Origin of the sequence: Haladaptatus sp. AB643 (assembly GCF_024136975.1) — an archaeon.
Taxonomy (GTDB): domain Archaea; phylum Halobacteriota; class Halobacteria; order Halobacteriales; family Haladaptataceae; genus Haladaptatus.
Genome location: NZ_JAMYJW010000008.1, coordinates 173,837 through 190,974 on the forward strand (window position 1 = coordinate 173,837; position 17,138 = coordinate 190,974).

At 62.6% G+C, this 17,138-nt stretch carries 16 protein-coding genes; 9 read left to right on the forward strand and 7 right to left on the reverse strand.

Annotated elements, in window-relative coordinates:
- Positions 1-161: 161 nt before the first annotated feature.
- Positions 162-950, reverse strand: a complete 789-nt coding sequence (locus NKF25_RS16430; protein ID WP_253227738.1) for a MarR family transcriptional regulator — start codon at positions 948-950, stop codon at positions 162-164.
- Between the two features lie 148 nt (positions 951-1,098).
- Here NKF25_RS16430 and NKF25_RS16435 point away from each other — a divergent pair, with 148 nt between their 5' ends.
- The 3 genes from NKF25_RS16435 to NKF25_RS16445 all read left to right on the forward strand — a co-directional run bounded on the left by NKF25_RS16435 (position 1,099) and on the right by NKF25_RS16445 (position 4,806).
- Entirely contained in the window at positions 1,099-1,860 is a 762-nt protein-coding gene (locus NKF25_RS16435; protein ID WP_253227739.1) for an aldolase/citrate lyase family protein, read from the forward strand.
- Positions 1,861-1,953: 93 nt separating this feature from the next.
- The gene (locus tag NKF25_RS16440) at positions 1,954-2,922 is read left to right on the forward strand and encodes a thermonuclease family protein (RefSeq protein ID WP_253227740.1); all 969 of its coding nucleotides are present in this window, start codon (positions 1,954-1,956) and stop codon (positions 2,920-2,922) included.
- Between the two features lie 114 nt (positions 2,923-3,036).
- Entirely contained in the window at positions 3,037-4,806 is a 1,770-nt protein-coding gene (locus NKF25_RS16445) for a choice-of-anchor I family protein (protein ID WP_253227741.1), read from the forward strand.
- Positions 4,807-4,865: 59 nt separating this feature from the next.
- On the opposite strand, the gene NKF25_RS16450 is transcribed toward NKF25_RS16445, so the two are convergent.
- Entirely contained in the window at positions 4,866-5,738 is an 873-nt protein-coding gene (locus tag NKF25_RS16450; RefSeq protein WP_253227742.1) for a CehA/McbA family metallohydrolase, read from the reverse strand.
- A gap of 570 nt (positions 5,739-6,308) precedes the next feature.
- Here NKF25_RS16450 and NKF25_RS16455 point away from each other — a divergent pair.
- Positions 6,309-6,740 carry a VOC family protein gene (locus NKF25_RS16455; protein ID WP_253227743.1) on the forward strand — a complete coding sequence of 144 codons (432 nt, stop codon included), beginning with the start codon at positions 6,309-6,311 and terminating at the stop codon, positions 6,738-6,740.
- A 110-nt stretch (positions 6,741-6,850) separates the two neighbouring features.
- The gene (locus tag NKF25_RS16460; RefSeq protein ID WP_253227744.1) at positions 6,851-7,867 is read left to right on the forward strand and encodes an NAD(P)-dependent alcohol dehydrogenase; all 1,017 of its coding nucleotides are present in this window, start codon (positions 6,851-6,853) and stop codon (positions 7,865-7,867) included.
- Positions 7,868-7,894: 27 nt separating this feature from the next.
- Here the strand turns inward: NKF25_RS16460 and NKF25_RS16465 are convergent, their stop codons facing one another.
- A complete protein-coding gene (locus NKF25_RS16465) occupies positions 7,895-8,299 on the reverse strand; it encodes a nuclear transport factor 2 family protein (RefSeq protein WP_253227745.1) in 405 nt (134 codons plus the stop codon).
- 214 nt (positions 8,300-8,513) lie between these two features.
- Between NKF25_RS16465 and NKF25_RS16470 the strand changes: the two genes are divergently transcribed.
- A complete protein-coding gene (locus NKF25_RS16470; protein ID WP_253227746.1) occupies positions 8,514-8,669 on the forward strand; it encodes a hypothetical protein in 156 nt (51 codons plus the stop codon).
- A gap of 88 nt (positions 8,670-8,757) precedes the next feature.
- Here the strand turns inward: NKF25_RS16470 and NKF25_RS16475 are convergent, their stop codons facing one another.
- A complete protein-coding gene (locus tag NKF25_RS16475) occupies positions 8,758-9,558 on the reverse strand; it encodes an aldo/keto reductase (protein WP_253227747.1) in 801 nt (266 codons plus the stop codon).
- Positions 9,559-9,886: 328 nt separating this feature from the next.
- Here NKF25_RS16475 and NKF25_RS16480 point away from each other — a divergent pair, with 328 nt between their 5' ends.
- Positions 9,887-10,696, forward strand: coding sequence for an alpha/beta fold hydrolase (locus NKF25_RS16480; protein WP_253227748.1), 810 nt, complete (start codon positions 9,887-9,889; stop codon positions 10,694-10,696).
- A 74-nt stretch (positions 10,697-10,770) separates the two neighbouring features.
- Here NKF25_RS16480 and NKF25_RS16485 read toward each other — a convergent pair whose 3' ends face one another.
- From NKF25_RS16485 to NKF25_RS16495, 3 genes are all read right to left on the reverse strand, one after another.
- Entirely contained in the window at positions 10,771-11,424 is a 654-nt protein-coding gene (locus tag NKF25_RS16485; protein ID WP_253227749.1) for a helix-turn-helix domain-containing protein, read from the reverse strand.
- A gap of 219 nt (positions 11,425-11,643) precedes the next feature.
- Entirely contained in the window at positions 11,644-12,006 is a 363-nt protein-coding gene (locus NKF25_RS16490) for a hypothetical protein (protein ID WP_253227750.1), read from the reverse strand.
- A gap of 7 nt (positions 12,007-12,013) precedes the next feature.
- Positions 12,014-13,153: an SRPBCC family protein gene (locus NKF25_RS16495; protein ID WP_253227751.1), complete on the reverse strand. Its 1,140-nt coding sequence runs from the start codon at positions 13,151-13,153 to the stop codon at positions 12,014-12,016.
- Positions 13,154-13,320: 167 nt separating this feature from the next.
- On the opposite strand from NKF25_RS16495, the gene solA reads away from it, so the two are divergent.
- Positions 13,321-14,463: an N-methyl-L-tryptophan oxidase gene (gene solA, locus NKF25_RS16500; RefSeq protein ID WP_253227752.1), complete on the forward strand. Its 1,143-nt coding sequence runs from the start codon at positions 13,321-13,323 to the stop codon at positions 14,461-14,463.
- Between the two features lie 153 nt (positions 14,464-14,616).
- The gene (locus NKF25_RS16505; RefSeq protein WP_253227753.1) at positions 14,617-17,127 is read left to right on the forward strand and encodes an FAD-dependent oxidoreductase; all 2,511 of its coding nucleotides are present in this window, start codon (positions 14,617-14,619) and stop codon (positions 17,125-17,127) included.
- The last annotated feature ends 11 nt before the right edge of the window (positions 17,128-17,138 follow it).

Consider the following 17,138-nt stretch of genomic DNA (forward strand, 5'->3'; position numbering starts at 1 on the left):
TTCCCTCCCGTGTGGAAAAAAGACCGTGGACAAAAATGTAGCTATCTAGTGAAATTCTCGCACGTGGTGGGTCGATTGCAGGGCATGCAAGCGGGTCAGTGATTGCACGGATAGTGCCAGACCCGGTATTGGTCCGAGGCCCTCACCGCGGCCGTCCGTTACTACACTTCGAGGAGGTCGGGGCCGAGCGGTCGGGCCTCGTCCCGATAGGAGTCATAGAGGGCTTCCGCCCACTCCCGCGCTTCGGGTGAGTTCGTATCGACGACCGCCCGTAACATGCCGGTATCCGGGTCGTAACCCGTGAGGGCGACTCGGTCGTCGAAGAGGGTGAGTCCACACGGGAGCGCGTCGTGCATCAGGATGGTGAGGTTACCGCCCTCCAGCCCTTTCTTGGCTGCCGTCGGTGACCATTCCAGTACGGCTTCGACGATGGGTGGCGGATAGATGATTTCGGTGGTCATCCCCTCGCGGACGTTCCGATACAGGGTCCCGGCGTTGGCGGATTTGAGCGTCGCCGTTCCGAACGCACGCATCGTCCCCGCGTCCGCTATCAACTCGTCGTAACGACGCACGGGTTCGTACGGGTCGTCGTCATCGGCTACCGTGACGACGGCGTCGGAAAACGATTCCATCGAGATGCCGAGTTTCTCCGCCGGAAGCCATCGCGCGACGTCGCGCAACCGCTGTCTCGTTTCGATCCGATCGAGCAGGGTCGTGACCTCCCCCGCAACGAACAACCCGTCCGACGTCGCCCGATGCTGACAGCCATCCCGGCGAATCCAGCCGCGAGCTTCGAACTCGTGGAGCGTGCGCCCGATCGTCGAGGACGACGCACCGGTCAGCGCCTGTAGGTCGTCCCGACTGTGCGGACGCTCGGCAAGCGCGTCGAGGCACTCGATGCGGTGTTCTGACCGTATGAGAAACTCTATCTCGTCGAGTGCAGTTCCCATGGTTCTAGTTAGCACCCGACAGTATATCTTCGTGTGGGGTCGCTCGTCCGAATCGACATCGAGTGGACACGAAACGGGAAACCGTCGAACCGCCGCCCACCCGACTCGACGTACCCCTTTTTGTGCTCCGCCTCGCAACAGTTCGGAAATGGCTCCCGTGAATAGAACACTGCGGACGCTCGAAGACGGTGACGACGTCGTCGGCGCGTGGCTTCTCTCGCGCAGCACGCGTGCGGCCGAGGTCGTGGCACGAACCGACGTCGATTGGCTCGCCATCGACACCGAACACGCGCCCCATTCGCCCGAACGCGTCGAGGCATTGATTCGGGCCGTCGAACCCCACGCGACGCCACTCGTCCGACTTCCGTCGGTCGAAACGACCGTCTCTGGCGGGGCGAAACACGCCCTCGATTCCGGGGCGCAGGGTGTCATCGTCCCCGGCGTGGAATCCGCCGCGGACGCGGAACGGGTCGTTCATGCGACCCACTTTCCACCGGCCGGCGAGCGGGGCGTCGCCGGAACCACGCGGGCGAACGAGTACGGGGAACGGTTCGACGACTACGTCGCGAACGCGAACGACGAGACGCTCGTCGTCGTCCAAATCGAGTCGCCGTCGGCGGTCGAATCGGTCGAGGACATCCTCGCCGTCGACGGCATCGACGTCGCGTTCATCGGCGAAAACGACCTCTCGTCCGCGTACGGGTATCCGGGCGAAAAGGACTATTCCACCGTGACGGCGGCCGTTCAGCGGGTGTTCGAGGCGGCCGAGGCCAACGGCGTGTACCCAGGTATCGCCGGTCGAACGCCGACCACCCTGACGGAGCGGTCGAACCGTGGCTTCCAATTCTTCCTCCTCGGGGCCGACCTGAGTTTCATGCGCACCGGCATCGAGGAGTTCCTGGATGGGTAACGACGACTCGTCGGAGTCACGAATCGGACGAATATTATTTCACCAAAACAAAGGAAAAATAAATGGTCCTTCGGGTGGTATCTGTGTTCGAACATGGCAGCCAATACCGCCGGGACGACGCTCGAAGTCGAGGTAGCAACGGTCATCGATGGGGACACCTTCAAAGTCCACTTCGACGAGGCGACGACGGGGGAGTCCGACCTCGTGAACCTCCGTATTCTCGGACTCGACACCGAGGAAACGCACGCCGGTGTCGGAAAGCCGAAGACGCCGTGGGGTGAGAAGGCCAAGGAACACGCCAAAGGGTTGGTTCCGGAGGGGTCTTCGGTCACCATCGAGTTCCCGGGGACGGAATCCATCGACGAATGTCTTCGGCGCTACCGGGGCAACTACGGTCGGCCGCTCGTCTTCGTCCACGTCGATGGCGAGGATTATCAGGAACACATGATCCGGAAGGGATACAGTCCGTATTTCACGAAGTACGGCTACGCCGTCTTCGACGACCACCACCGGCGGTATCGTGAGGCGGAGCAAAACGCTCAAGCCGACGACATCGGCGTCTGGAACCAGTCGAAAGTCAACGGTTCGGTGATGCGCGAGTACGAACCGCTGCGTTCGTGGTGGACGCTGCGCGCGGAGATGGTACGTCGGTATCGGAGCGCGGCCGACGACGAATCGATACTCGATACCCGACAGGACTACCACGAGATCGAGACCAGCGTCGGGGAGGAACTCACCGTCTTCACCGAACTCGACGGCTACGAGCGCGCCGGGGAGAAACACGCCATCGTCAAGATCGGTTCGAAAGAGCAGCCATTCCAACTGTTCCTCCCGGACGCGCTGGAAACGGAGGGCGGCCAGCGACTCATCTCGCTGCTGGAAAAACGGTACATCGCCAAATCGGACGGCGAGTCGGTACAGCGCCCCAATCGAAGCTACGCGTTCGTCACGGGGACGGTGAAGCAGTACCCGGAGGAGGATGGCAACCCTGAAATCGTCGTCGAGTCCATCGACCAACTCGCAGACGTTCCGCCGGAAACGAGCGATTCCGCCGGGGAATAGCTCCGGAGAGCTGCTATTGATACAATATATCACTGAAACGGACACAACATAAATATAATCAAATATATAAAATTTTAGAAAGATTGATACGATATAATTAGAATGAGTGAACTGATGTCAGACGACACGGTACCTCGACGCAAGTTTCTCGCGCTGGGTGGAATAACAGGCGCAACGCTCCTCACCGGGTACGCCGCGGCGACGGGCCGGTCATCGACCGACCGACGGCAGGACCAAAGCGAGGGGGACGAATCGATGCACGCGGAGGATTCCAACCCGTCGTCCGATCACATCGAACTGTCCTTCCTCGGCCGATACGAGACCGGCCAGTTCGACGAGGGCGCTGCCGAGATCGTCAGCTACGATCCCGATCTCCAACGCGCGTTCTTCGTCAATGCCGAGGAGGCAACCGTCAACGCCGTCGATCTCGGCGATCCGTCGAACCCCGAAAAAGTCGGAACCGCCGACCTCTCGGACGCGTGGACGGACGCGGGGGACGCCACGAGCGTCGACGTTCACGACGGACTCGTTGCCGCCACGGTCGCCGCTGACGACGCGACGAATCCCGGGAAGGTCGTGTTTTACGACGGTCGAACGCTCGAACTGGACTCGATGGAGACCGTCGGCGCGAACCCGGACATGGTGACGTTCACGCCCGACGGAAAACGGGTGCTCACCGCGAACGAAGGCGAACCGAACGACGAGTACGACACCGACCCGCGCGGTTCGGTGAGCGTCGTATCGATCGCCGGACGGGACGGTAACTGCGCCGTCGAAACCGCCGGATTCACGGCCTACGACGGGAAGGAGGACGAACTTCGGGAACAGGGCGTTCGAATCTTCGGTCCCGACGCCAGCGCATCGCAGGACTTCGAACCCGAATACATCACCGTCTCCGCCGATTCGAAGACTGCGTGGGTCTCGTTGCAGGAGAACAACGCCCTCGCAGTCGTCGATATCGTGAGTGCGACGGTCACGGACATCCTCCCGCTCGGCCACAAGGACCACATGCTCCCCGGCAACGAACTCGACGCCAGCAACGAGGACGGCGGGATGAACATTCGCAACTGGCCGGTGTACGGCATGTATCAACCCGACGGTATCGCCTCGTACGAGGTCGGCGAGGCGTCCGCCGACGCCGCTGGTAGCCAGACTTCGTCCGGCGACGGCGAGACGTACATCGTCACCGCGAACGAAGGGGACGCCCGCGATTACGACGGCTTCTCGGAGGAGGTCTCGCTCGAAGACCTCGAACTCGACCCGGATGCGTTCGATTTCGACCGGATCGAAGGAATCGACGACGTCGAGGAACTGCAGGCCGAGGAGAACCTCGGTTCGCTCCACGTGACGAACCAACTCGGCGACGTCGACGGCGACGGCAAATTCGAGGAGATATACGTCTTCGGCGGGCGGTCGTTCTCGATCTGGAACGGGGAAGGGAAACTGATGTACGATAGCGGCAGCGAGTTCGCCCGTATCATCGCGCGTCAGTACCCCGACCACTTCAACACGGACAACGACGAGAACGACCCGGACAGTCGGAGCGACAACAAGGGTCCCGAACCCGAAGGCGTCGATGTCGGCGTCGTCGATGGTCGGACCTACGCGTTCATCGGCCTCGAACGAATGGGCGGAATCATGGTGTACGACGTCTCGAACCCACAAAACGCCGAGTTCGTCCAATATCTGAACGACCGTGATTTCAGCGTCGACGTGGGGGATCAGATCGACGACGGCGACCTCCCCGCCGGTGCCGCTGGCGACCTCGGTCCGGAGGGTGTCACGTTCGTTTCCGCCGAGGAGAGCCCCACCGACGCCCCGTTAGTGCTCACCGGCAACGAAATCAGCGGTACGATGGCCGTCCACCGCGTCGATTCGCTCTAGGTGCTCGAACACGGGCGTCCCTCGATAGTATCTAAAACAACATTCAGCCCCCAAATCGCTTAGAACAGTCGGTCGATGAGGCGGTTCGCCGTGATCGATCCCTCGATCAGATACCACCAGCGGTGGTTCCGCGAGGAGAGCGTCGCCGCGCCGAAGAGCAGTGCCCCTCGTCGCCGTTTCCCGCGGTGGAACGCGTACGCCGACTGCGTGAGCAGGGTGAGCACGTTCAGGTTCGACGCCGTAACCGCCGCGTCGATCCGCTTGCTCGCGCCCTTCGTGTAGTGATTGGCGCTGTGCGGAATCGGCGTCCGTCGTCCGTTGATCTCCGTCGTCCCGGATCGGAACGCCTCTACGATGGTGTCACAGTCGATCTCCGCCTTGTTCGACACGCCGTCGATGGTGAGTTCGGTGTACGCCCGTCCGACCATCGACGCGGTGTGTGCGTCGCTCGCCGCGATTCCCGGATAGCCGTGCTCTTCCGCGAACGCCCCTGCACGCCGGTTCTTGTACCCCGTGAAGAGCCACGAGTTGTACACCTCGATGGCGTCACACGCGACGAGGTCGCGTTTCCGAACGCCGTGGCGACTCCACTGGAACGGATGGGGAACGATGGCGACGCCGCCGAGTTCGTGGACGTCCTTGACGGTCGCCCCGAGCGATTGGCGCGGCGTGGGACGTTCGTCGACGCCGATGGCGAGGAGGTGACCGTCCGCCGTCGAAACTTCGACGCCTGGAATCCCTATCAGGCCGTATTCGGCGGCGAGCGCCGCGGCTTGCCGTGACTCCTCGATGACGTCGTGGTCGGTGATGACGATGGCGTCGAGACCGATGTCACTGGCCTGCTCCAGCAGCAGTTCGATCGAATCGTGCGCATCGTACGACCCCTCCGAGTGGACGTGGGGATCGATCCTGACGGTTACTCCGGTTGGCACTTTATTATTCCACGGTCGTATCGAATATCAATCTGTCTACTTCACCCCTGCCGAAATCGTTATCACCCGCCGTTCGTTGAACGCGGCTTCAAATCGGGACGTCCCCGACAGCGACGCTACCGTTCGTTGGAACGACGCCCGCGTGGAGGACATCGACGAGGGGTTACTCCCTTCCCCTCGCTTCCAGATGCCGAATTTCCCGTTCCCTTCCCGATATACGCCGTGTTTTGATGAACTGGTCAGAATTCCTTTTATCGAACCATCCGTGGATCGAAACGGGTCGGGATGCCACCACCCACTGTCGATTCGGACAGAGGCAAACACCTCGGCACGATACGCCCACAAGCGACGCTCGCTACCGGCTATCTGAACGTCACGTGGCTTACCACATCATCTCTCCCCGACCCATCGTGCCGGATCGTCCGGCCCCGTCGCCGGACGGTTTCTCAGCACCGGTAGACGAAGGCGGTATCGTGCCGATACCTGTCATCATCCTCGTATTCGGCCCTCGGTACTGACAGACGACGCCGCGAGACGAAGCGTTTTACTCGGGGAGAACGAGATGAAACCATGAGCCAATTGAGTCTCCACCACCACGGTGTCTCGGTAACCGACCTCGATCGTGCAGTCGAATTTTACAGCGACGTCCTCGGGTTCGACGTCATCGACCAGTACACCCTCTCCGACGACGCACTTTCGACGGCCGTCGACGGCGACGAACTGACGGGCCACTTCGCCCAACTCGACGGCGGAACGGGCCGCGTCGAACTCATCGAATACGAAGCCGACGATAACGACGACGGGAACGACGTTCGCGGCGCGGCGGTGTACGACACCGGGGCGAAACACCTCGGGATAGAAACCGACGACCTCGATACCGTGTACGAATCGCTCCCCGACGACGTCGAGGCCATCAGCGAACCGCAGACGACCGGCAGCGGCACGAAGATCCTCTTCATCCGCGACCCGGACGGCAATCCGGTCGAGATTCTCGAACTCTGAATCGGCTTTCTGTCTGTCCGACGCGCCGTATCCGAGGATGAACGTGAAAAGCGGTCAAACTGTGGGCGAACGCAGGAACGAAACGCTCGGGGATCGAACTCCCGACGAAAATGCGAGCCTACGAAGTCCAACGGACGGATTCCGAGTACGACGGGGTAGTACAGTCCGAGCGGTCGAAGCCGAGTCCCGACGCCGACGAGGCGCTGGTCCGCATCCACGCGTGCTCGCTGAATTACCGCGATTTGGCCATCGCGAACGCAGACCTCGTTTATCCCGGAGCGGAGCCTCCGGTGATTCCGCTGTCCGACGGGGCCGGTGAAGTCGTGGAAGTCGGGGACGATGTCGAACGAATATCGGCGGGAACCCGCGTCGCAACGCCGTTCGCCCCCGATTGGATAGAGGGGGCGGGAACGCCGGAAAAGCTGGCGCGAACGACGGGCGGTTCAACCGACGGGGCGCTGGCGGAGTACGTGACGTTTCCGGCCGAGAGCCTCGCCGTCCTCCCCGACTACCTCTCCTACGAGGAGGGCGCAACGCTCTCCTGTGCGGGACTGACGGCGTGGCGCGCGCTCGTCGAGGATGGGAACCTCCACGTCGGGGAGACGGTGCTCGCGCTCGGAACGGGCGGCGTCTCGACCTTCGCGCTCCAGTTCGCCGCGATGCACGGCGCGCGCACGGTCGTCACGTCGTCGAGCGACGAAAAGCTCGAAGCGGCCCGCGAACGTGGGGCGAACGAGACGATAAACTACGAATCGACACCCGAGTGGGGAGAAGTCGTCCAAGAACGAATCGGCGGCGCGGACCACGTCGTCGAAGTCGGCGGTCCCGGGACGCTCGAACAGTCGCTCGAAGCGGCGGCCGTCGGCGGTCACGTCCATCTCATCGGCGTCCTCGCCGGGCAGCAAGGACGCGTCGACCCCGGCCCGATCATGCACAAATCGCTCGACGTCGAGGGCGTGATGGGCGTCGGAAGCCGCGCGATGTTCGACCGGATGACCGACGCGATGGCGGTCGAGGAGATGCACCCCGTCATCGACCGCGTCTTCGACTTCGACGAAGTCCGCGAGGCGTACCGCTACGTGGACCGCGGCGAGCATCGCGGGAAGGTAGTCATCTCCGTCGAGTGATCGGGTGGCGCAGTTCGCTTCCCGGTTTCAGAACGGCCGGGCGACGCTCACGTGCATCCCGACGAAACGCCATTCTTCCGTTCCTCCTTCCTCGCTATCTCGCCGCTCCAGCGTGCCGCTCCAGCGCGTGTCGAACTCGTGGCGCGTTCCGGTTCCGGTTTCCGTATCCGTGCCGGTGTCGGTCCACGCCATGTGAACGTCGTCGCTGAACCACGCGTGGCGGTCGCGTTCGGTCACCCGCAGGTCGCTGCTCGTCACCGTCCAGTCCTCCGATTCGCGGGTCTGATCGCGCAATCCCTCGGCGACGGCCTCGTACCCGACGAGTCGTTCCGAGATTCCGAACTTGACCAGCGATTCGTCCGCCGCGAAAAACGGCGGTAACGGTTCGCCCTCACGAAGCGCCTCGTAGTACTCCCGTACCGTCGTCTGCATTCATTTCGGGCTGACATCGACCCGCGTGCTTCAAAGCTCTTGTTCGTGTGTGACCGTCGCGCCCCTGGAAACAGCGCGCTCGAAGTCGCCCACTTCGTTATCCGTTACTTAGTGGACTTGCCGCTGCAACCACGTTGTATCTGCCTCTGTGGAAAGGATTATAACTGTACGAATGGAGGGTATTATCGAAGAAAGAAGTTTGGATGGTCAACAAATGAAACATTACTTGTACGGATACCCACAACACGGTCTACAGCGGGACGACGACGAACGGTCCGTCTACGGTTCGCCGCAACACGAGGTGACGGACGCAAAAACGAGCGGTTCGACGGATTCGGAACCGCGACTTCGAGCACGGCTGTTTCCGTAATCGAGGTCCGGAATAACTGATAATCGCCGATCCGGCTACTTCTCGATTCCCCACGAGCGGGACGTCCCGACGACCTATCGGACGACGCTCACTGATTCCACGGCGCGTCGTCAGGATCGATGAACCGCTCCTCGCGCTCGATACCGTCGATGGTGGCGATGTCCTCCTCGCTCAGATCCAACTCGCGCGCCGCGAGGTTGTCCCGGAGGTGCTCCTCGCTCGACGTCTTCGGGATGGCGGCGACGTTCTCCTTCGCGGCGAGCCACGCCAGCGACACCTGATACGGGGTCGCGTCGTGTCGCTCGGCGACCTCCCGAATCTCGTCCACATCAGCGACTTCCCCGCGCGCGACCGGCGCGTAGGCGACGAGCCAGTGGTCGTCCTCTCGCGCGTACTCCTGCAGTTCCTCCTGTTGGAGCAGGGGATGCATCTCTACCTGATGGGCGAATATCGGCGCGTCGAGGACCGAACGCGCCTCGTCCAGTTGTTCCGGCGTGAAGTTGCTCAGGCCGACGTGCTCGATTTTCCCCTCCTCGCGCAACTCGTCGAACGCGGGGAGCGTTTCCTCCGCGTCGTAGGTGTCCCGCGGCCAGTGGACGTACAACAGATCGACCGTGTCCACGCCGAGGTCGTCGAGGCTCGCCGCCGCGCTGGCGAGCACGTCGTCGTGTGCGAGCATGTCGTCCCACACCTTCGTCGCCAGAAACACGTCCCCGCGGTCCACGTCGGCTTGCTCGATACCGTCGCCGACGTACTCCTCGTTGTCGTAGGCCCGTGCGGTATCGACGTGACGATAGCCGAGTTCCAGCGCGGCCGCGACGACCTCCGCACACTCCTCAGGGTCGGTGTTCTTGTACGTTCCCAATCCGATCGGGGGTAGTTCGTCCATATCGGTCCATGTTCCAGCGCGCTTGTGAATGATGTGGCCGTCGTGGCATCGGCTATTTTTCACACGCCACTCCACAGTACTATTGACCAGGTGACTGTTACTATGGCCAGGTAGCTCCCTCGTCTGTTCTCGACGATAGTACCCTGGAATACCGCAACCTCCACAACTATCCGTCGATACGACAGACGACGTTACGACGCTGGCGAGCGTACGAACGGGCGATGAACCCCATGGCAAACACCGTACGTCCGGTTTCCGTGATCCTACGTCCGGTATCCGTGAACCGACTCCTCGGCGGCGATTGCTGGGCGGTCGGTGGTGAAATCCCATGACCACGTTCGTCCTGATTCACGGTGCGTGGCTGACGCCCCGCAGTTGGGAGGGTTTCGAGGAGTACCTCTCCGAACGTGGTCACGAAGTAATCGTCCCGGCGTGGCCGGGACACGACCGCCCTGTCGAGGAAATCCGTGCCGACCCGTCGCCGATAGACGGTCTGACCCTCCAGGAAATCGTAGACCACTACGCCGACGTGATTCGAGACCTCCCGGAACAACCGGTCCTGGTCGGCCACTCGTTCGGCGCGCTGATCGTTCAACTGTTGCTGGATCGGGGATTCGGTGCGGCAGGGGTGGCCATCGACACCGCCCCGCCGAAGGGGGTTCGACTTCCGCTGTCCTCACTCCGGACGGCGTGGCCGGTACTTTCCAACCCCGCGAACCGTAACCGCACCGTGGAATTGTCCTTCGAACAGTTCAAATACGCGTTCGTCAACACGTGGCCGGACGACGACGCGCGCGCTGCCTACGACCGATACGCGGTGCCGGAAACCGGCCGTATCTTCTTCCAAGCGGGGACGTCGAGTCTTACGCCCAATGCGGCGAACACCGTCGATTACGGAAACGACGACCGACCACCACTCCTGCTCGTCGCCGGTGAGCGAGACCACACGTCGCCGCCGTCGCTCTCCCGTTCGATCAATCGAAAGTACGGTCGCAGTCGGGCGGTCACGGACCTCCACGAGTTCGTCGGGCGGTCCCACCTACTCATGGTCGGTGACGGCTGGAAGGAAATCGCGGAAGACGTCGAGCGCTGGGCGGACCGAACCCTCCCCGACGGCAGTCACTCCGACCGTCCCTGACGGCCGACGGGTCGGCATCCGTTTTCACAATCCTTCGTCAAGTTTCCACGGACGTGGCGTTGCTACCGCTCCGTCTATTCGTCCGGCACGAGCGTCGTTTCGATGAGACGCGACGTTCCGCGTCTGATTCGCCCGCCGACCGCAGTCGACGAGATACCCAACTGCTCGGCGAGTGCTTCGTGTGAGGTCTGGCGCGGTTCCTCGAAATAGCCCGCCTCGAACGCCGTCAACAGGGCCGTTCGCTGTGCCTCGGTCAGGGATTCCCCGTCGGCGGTCAGGCTCTCCTGTTGATACATCCGGTCCAACTCGAACGAGATGTCTTCCTCCCGACAGTAGTCCCACAGCTGTGACAGCGACTTTCGGTCGGGGAGTTGGAGACGGAGGAGCCATCCCTGCCGCACCGACCTCGCTTCGAGCATCAGGCCGCCGACCTTGGTCGTCTTCGGCGTGAGCAGTTTCGTGCCCGGCGTGTAGCAGAGGCGGTAGATTCGGGTGTCGCCGTGGTTCGCCACCATCTCGGACTTCTTTACCGTCGAATCGTCCCGTAGTGCGTCCTCGAACGGGCCGAAATCACCGTCCTCGGTTTCGACGAGGAAGAAGAACAGTCCCGTATCCGGGTCCGTCCCCGTCGTCGGAACGACCTTGATTGCGACGTTCGGTACTGCCGCTATCGTAGGTGCCAGCGCGAGGTCCGGATGGTGAACCGTAACGTGCGAGATGAACGACATAGCTATTACCGGTGATTCCCTCGACATCCGACCCTCGTCGGCATGCGTGTTAAACATTCGGTACCACGATCGGAATGAAAGGTTCGATACCACGGTCCGAATGAAACGTTCGGCACCACTGTCGGAATCGAACGCGATAGCCACATCCGGGCTTCGAAGAGACGGTAGCCCGCCCCGTCTCCCGGCAGAAAACGCGGTCGTCCGAGTGCGTTCCCCCGTTTAGAACGCGCTGACGTGATCGTCCTTCGGTTCCCACACGTGACCCGTCATCCGCAGTTCGTGGAGGTCGTCGAGCGTCTCGCCGATGGTTCGACCCCGCTCGCCCATCGCCGCCGTCACGAGACCGAGCGGGACGCCGTCCTCGAAGCTCTCGCCGAGTTCGAGGACCACGGATTTGAGGTCCGCGTTGTCAGGTGGTTTTCCGGCCGAACCGTAGTCGGCGTACTCCCATTCGACGTCGTGGCCCGTGAGCGACCGGTGGCGTCTGTAGAACTCGATGACTTCGTTGGGGGTTGTCGTCTCCTTTCGCTCCCCGCAGTCGGTACAGCTGGCGACGAACGGCGCTGGTTCCTGTTCGCTCATCGTCGGTTCAGGCGTTGTAGGCCTCTTGGGCCAGTCGGTGGAACTTGTGGAGTGTGTGCTCGTTCGGTCCGAGTTGGGCCTGTGCGAGCGCTCCCGACTTCAGCCCCTGGTACTGACGCTCGACCAACTCGAAGTCCTCCTCCTGCAGTTGTCGACTCGTTCGAACGAACTCCAGTTCCTCGTCGCTCATCTCCGCGTTCCTGAAGAAGTAGTCGGCGACGAGTTGGAACCGTTCCTCGTCGATGGGATCGATGATGTACGTCCCGTAGCCGTCCGCGGTGCCGTACATGTTCACCGTGAAGTTCGGCCACATGTAGTAGAACTTCGCCTCGTGCTCGTCGTGAATCCGGAGTTCGTCCTCGATGTCCTCCTCGTGAGTATAGTGGAGCACCCAGTGGTAGTCGTTCACCTCCAACTCCGATTCGTCGAGTTGAATCCCTTTGATCCAGTCTTGGTGATTCGCCTGGCAGTGGTCGCACTCGGAGTAGTTCCCGCCGAACGTCTTCCAGTTGCATTCGACCTCCGAGACGAACCGCGCGGCGTGTTCGTACTCGTCCAGCGGGAGCGCTTCGAGTTCCGTTTGCATCTTCCCGGCCTGTTCCGAGAGCGGTATTGGGTCGGTGTCGAAGTTGACGAACACCAGCGGTCCGATCCGGTCGGTCGAAACCTCCATCAGACCGTTCTTCCCGGCGTCGAGTTCCGACACGTCGTCGTCCTCCAGGTCCGGGTTGAGGCTTGCCTCCTCGAAGCTCTTCGGCGTCGTCGCGAGGTCCCCGTCCAGGTCGTACGTCCAGAGGTGGTACGGACACTGGATCCGATTCACGTGACTGGGGTCGCTCATCGGCGTATCGTCGACGATTTTCGACCCTCGATGCGCACAGACGTTGAAAAACGCCCGAACGTCGCCCTCGTCGTCCCGGAGGACGATGATCTCCTTGTCGCCGACGTTCCGGGTGAAGAACTCCCCGGACTCGGGGATGCAGTTGGCGTGGCCCGCGTACACCCAGTAGCGCGAGAACACCTTTTCCTTCTCCATTTCGAACACGTCCGGGCTGGTGAAGTACTCCGCGGGGAGGGCGTTCGTTTCGTCGGTGATGTCGGGACTGACCGCTTCGACCCGGTCGGTCCCGTCGTTCCATCGTGTCATGTGACAACTTGTCACTATCTGGGGGTATAAATATGAACCACAGATAGCTCCCCCATTCAAGTGCCCCCGGTTTCGAGACGGACCGTTCGAGCGGGGACGAACGCGGGTTCATCCGCTTTTCGCGGGGAAAACGTGAAGACGGTCGATTCGAAACTACGGGGACGAGTATGAGTGACAGTAACAACCGACGGGACGTCATCGTCATCGGCGTCGGTGGAATGGGGAGCGCCGCGACGTACCACCTGGCGCGGCGCGGCCTCGACGTCCTCGGATTGGAACGGTTCGACATCCCGCACACACAGGGTTCCTCGCACGGTATCACGCGAATCATCCGGCGTGCGTACTACGAACATCCGTCGTACATCCCGCTCATCGAGCGCGCCTACGAACTGTGGGACGAGTTGGCCGACCGGACGGGACGTCCGGTTATCCACCGAACCGGTTCCATCGACGCCGCCCCCGAGGGGAACGTCGTCTTCGAGGGGTCGCTACGCTCCTGTGAGGAACACGACATTCCGCACGAAATCCTCACCGGCGCGGAACTGGCCGACCGCTTCCCCGGCTATCGACTTCCGGACGACTACAAGGCGCTGTACCAACCGGACGGCGGGTTCGTCGTCCCGGAGGAATCGATCATCGGACACGTCGAGGCCGCACAGGAGGAAGGGGCGGATATTCGCGCCCGTCAACGCGTCCTCGACTGGACCGAAACCCCGGACGGCGGCGTACGAGTCGAGACGTCGGCCGGGTCGTACGAGGCCGACAGCCTCGTGCTCGCCGCCGGTGCGTGGAACTACAAACTCGCCGACGCGCTGGACGGACTCGCCGTCCCCGAACGGCAGGTTCTCGCGTGGTTCCAACCCGAAACCCCGTCGCTGTTCGAACCCGACTCGTTCCCGGTGTGGAATATCAGCGCCCCGGAAGGGCGGTTCTACGGCCTCCCGATATACAGCGTTCCAGGGTTCAAACTCGGCAAATACCACCACTTCGACGAACAGGTGGACCCCGACGACTGGAACACGGAACCGGGACCGGCGGACGAACGACTCCTCCGCGATTTCACCGAGAAGTACTTCCCGAAAGCCGCGGGCCAGACCATGCGATTGGCGACGTGCATGTTCACCAACTCGCCGGACGAACACTTCATCCTCGACACGCTTCCAAACCATCCGCAGGTCGCGGTCGCGGCCGGGTTCTCCGGCCACGGATTCAAGTTTTCGAGCGTCGTCGGCGAAATCCTCGCCGACCTCGCCGCCGAGGGGGAGACCGACCATCCCATCGGGATGTTCGAGTTGGATCGGTTCGAGTAGTGGTTTGAGTCGCGGTTCGAGTCGGACCGTTTCGAGCGACGATTCGAGCGAAGGCGTCCCGCTCGTCACCCTCGAACCGGGTACCTAATTTCAATACCTGTCTTATCTCACATTGACCCTTTTCACCCGGTCCGACGGACGTTCATGTGACAAATGAGTGCAAATAGCACACTTCCCGACGAAGTCGGGACGCTCGTCGTGGGAGCCGGTTGTGTCGGCTGTAGCGCGGCGTATCACTTGACGGAACTGGGCCGCGAGGACGTCGTCGTCGTCGATCAGGGACCATTGTTCGAGACGGGCGGATCGACGTCCCACGCACCGGGGTTGGTGTTTCAGACGGCCGGTAACAAGCTGATGTCGAAGATGGCCCAATACACGCGAAACCTGTACGAGGACCTCGACGGGTTTCGGACGTGCGGCGGCATCGAAGTCGCCTACACGGAGGACCGATGGGAGTTCCTCAAGCGGAAGCGCGAGCGAGGTCGTTCGTTCGGCGTCGAGGACGGGGAACTGTTGTCGCCGTCGGCGGTCGAGGAGCGCGTTCCGCAGGTGAACGCGGACGCCATCCACGGCGGTTACTACGTCCCGTCGGACGGGAAGGCCCACGCGGTCGACGTTTCGGAGACGATGGCGAACCTGGCGCGCGAACGCGGTGCCGAATTCTACGGGAACGCGAAGGTCACCGACCTCGACGTCGAGGACGGGGAGATCGACGCCGTCGTCACCGAACACGGCCGTATCGAGGCCGACGAGGTGCTTCTGGCGACGAACATCTGGGGGCCGCTGTTCGGCGAGATGGTCGACGTCGATGTCCCTCTCAAACCGTGTGCTCACCAGTACCTCGTCTCGGACGCCATCGACGAACTGGCCGGTTCCGAGCGTGAAATCGAACAGCCCATCCTCCGCCATCAGGACCGATCGCTGTACTTCCGCCAGCACGGCGACTCGTACGGCGTCGGGTCGTACAACCACGAACCCCTGCTCGTCGAACCCGAGGACATCTACGGCCCGGAGAAATTGGACGACCTCGGCCTGAAATACCCCTCGCTCCGGGAGTTCACGGCCGAACACTTCGTCGAGAACACGCATCCCGACCACGAGCAGACGGCGGCCGACGCCGCGAGCGAACTGATTCCGGCGTTCGAGGACTGTGAATGGGAAACCCAGATGAACGGGATGTTCTGCTTCACCACCGACGGAATGCCCATCTTGGGCGAAACGGAGGACATCGACGGGTTGTGGTGGGCACTCGCCGTCTGGGTCACCCAGTCGGGCGGCGTCGGGAACATCGTCGCCGAGTGGATGGCGAACGGCACGCCGCGACTCGACGGCGAGCGCGTGGACGTGACCGGCGCGTCCATCGACCGATTTCAGGGCCACCACGGGTCCGACGGGTTCGTCCACGACCGGGCGGCACAGCAGTACCGCGAGGTCTACCAACTGACCCATCCCCGCAACCAGCCGGAGACGCGACGCGGACTGCGGCGAAGCCCGTACTATCCGCGCCAGCGGGAACTCGGCGCGGAGTTCTACGACAGCGACGGGTGGGAGTCGCCACAGTGGTACGAGGAGAACGAGGCGCTGCTCTCCGAGTACGACGTTCCCGACAGACCCGATTGGCTCGGGAAGAACTGGTCGAAGGCCCACGGGGCGGAGCACCAGGCCGTGCGCGACAGGGTCGGATTGTACGACCTCACCTCCTTCACGGCCATCGAGGTACGCGGTTCCGGCGCGGAGCGGTTCCTGCAGGGATTGCTCTCGAACGACATCGACGTCTCGCCCGGTCGGGTGCGCTACACGACGATGCTCAACGAGGACGGCGGCATTTTGGCCGACTTGACCGTCTCCCGCCTCGGCGAGGACCGATTCTTAATCCTGACCGGCGGCGGCAGTTCCGGAACGACGCAGGGTCGCTGGATTCGAGACCACGCTCCCGACGATGGCACCGTCGAGGTCGTGGACCGGACCTCCGCTCGGTGCGGCCTCGGCGTCTGGGGACCGAAGGCGCGAGAGACCCTCGAAGGCGTAGTCGAGACGGACATCTCGCACGACGACTTCCCCTTCTTTTCCTGCCAGGAGACGTACGTCGGGGGCGTTCCGGTGACGATGCTTCGCGTCTCGTTCGTCGGCGAACTCGGCTGGGAACTGTACGCCCCGCAGGAGTACGGCGCGCAGTTGTGGGGCACCGTCTGGGAGGCGGGCGAGGACCACGGCGTCCTCGCGATGGGTGACGCGACGCTCAACTCGATGAGCATGGAGAAGGGGTTCCGGTTGTGGGGGACGGATATCTCCCCCGAGTACAACCCATACGAGGCGAACCTCTCGTTCGCGGTGGACATGGAGACGGAGTTCATCGGGAAGGAGGCGCTGGCCGAGGCGTCGGACGCCGGTATCGACCGAAAACTCGTCCCCGTCACGCTCGACGAACCGGGGACCGTCGTGGACACGGGCCACCCCATCGTCGACGGGGACGAGGTGCTGGGGTACACGACGCGTACCGATTACGGCTACACCATCGACGCCGGTATCGCCTACGCCTATCTGCCGACGGCGTACGCCGACGCCGGTCGGTCCGTCGATGTGGAGTACGAGGGCGAGCGATTCGCGGCGACGGTACGGGACGAACCGCTGTTCGACCCCGACCGGGAGAAGATACTGCGCTGACCGGGGACGGA

Coding starts and splice junctions, on each gene's coding strand:
- NKF25_RS16430 (WP_253227738.1), bottom strand. CDS start 950: ATGGGAACTGCACTCGACGAGATAGAGTTTCTCATACGGTCAGAACAC.
- NKF25_RS16435 (WP_253227739.1), top strand. CDS start 1,099: ATGGCTCCCGTGAATAGAACACTGCGGACGCTCGAAGACGGTGACGAC.
- NKF25_RS16440 (WP_253227740.1), top strand. CDS start 1,954: ATGGCAGCCAATACCGCCGGGACGACGCTCGAAGTCGAGGTAGCAACG.
- NKF25_RS16445 (WP_253227741.1), top strand. CDS start 3,037: ATGTCAGACGACACGGTACCTCGACGCAAGTTTCTCGCGCTGGGTGGA.
- NKF25_RS16455 (WP_253227743.1), top strand. CDS start 6,309: ATGAGCCAATTGAGTCTCCACCACCACGGTGTCTCGGTAACCGACCTC.
- NKF25_RS16460 (WP_253227744.1), top strand. CDS start 6,851: ATGCGAGCCTACGAAGTCCAACGGACGGATTCCGAGTACGACGGGGTA.
- NKF25_RS16465 (WP_253227745.1), bottom strand. CDS start 8,299: ATGCAGACGACGGTACGGGAGTACTACGAGGCGCTTCGTGAGGGCGAA.
- NKF25_RS16470 (WP_253227746.1), top strand. CDS start 8,514: ATGAAACATTACTTGTACGGATACCCACAACACGGTCTACAGCGGGAC.
- NKF25_RS16475 (WP_253227747.1), bottom strand. CDS start 9,558: ATGGACGAACTACCCCCGATCGGATTGGGAACGTACAAGAACACCGAC.
- NKF25_RS16480 (WP_253227748.1), top strand. CDS start 9,887: ATGACCACGTTCGTCCTGATTCACGGTGCGTGGCTGACGCCCCGCAGT.
- NKF25_RS16485 (WP_253227749.1), bottom strand. CDS start 11,424: ATGTCGTTCATCTCGCACGTTACGGTTCACCATCCGGACCTCGCGCTG.
- NKF25_RS16490 (WP_253227750.1), bottom strand. CDS start 12,006: ATGAGCGAACAGGAACCAGCGCCGTTCGTCGCCAGCTGTACCGACTGC.
- NKF25_RS16495 (WP_253227751.1), bottom strand. CDS start 13,153: ATGACACGATGGAACGACGGGACCGACCGGGTCGAAGCGGTCAGTCCC.
- solA (WP_253227752.1), top strand. CDS start 13,321: ATGAGTGACAGTAACAACCGACGGGACGTCATCGTCATCGGCGTCGGT.
- NKF25_RS16505 (WP_253227753.1), top strand. CDS start 14,617: ATGAGTGCAAATAGCACACTTCCCGACGAAGTCGGGACGCTCGTCGTG.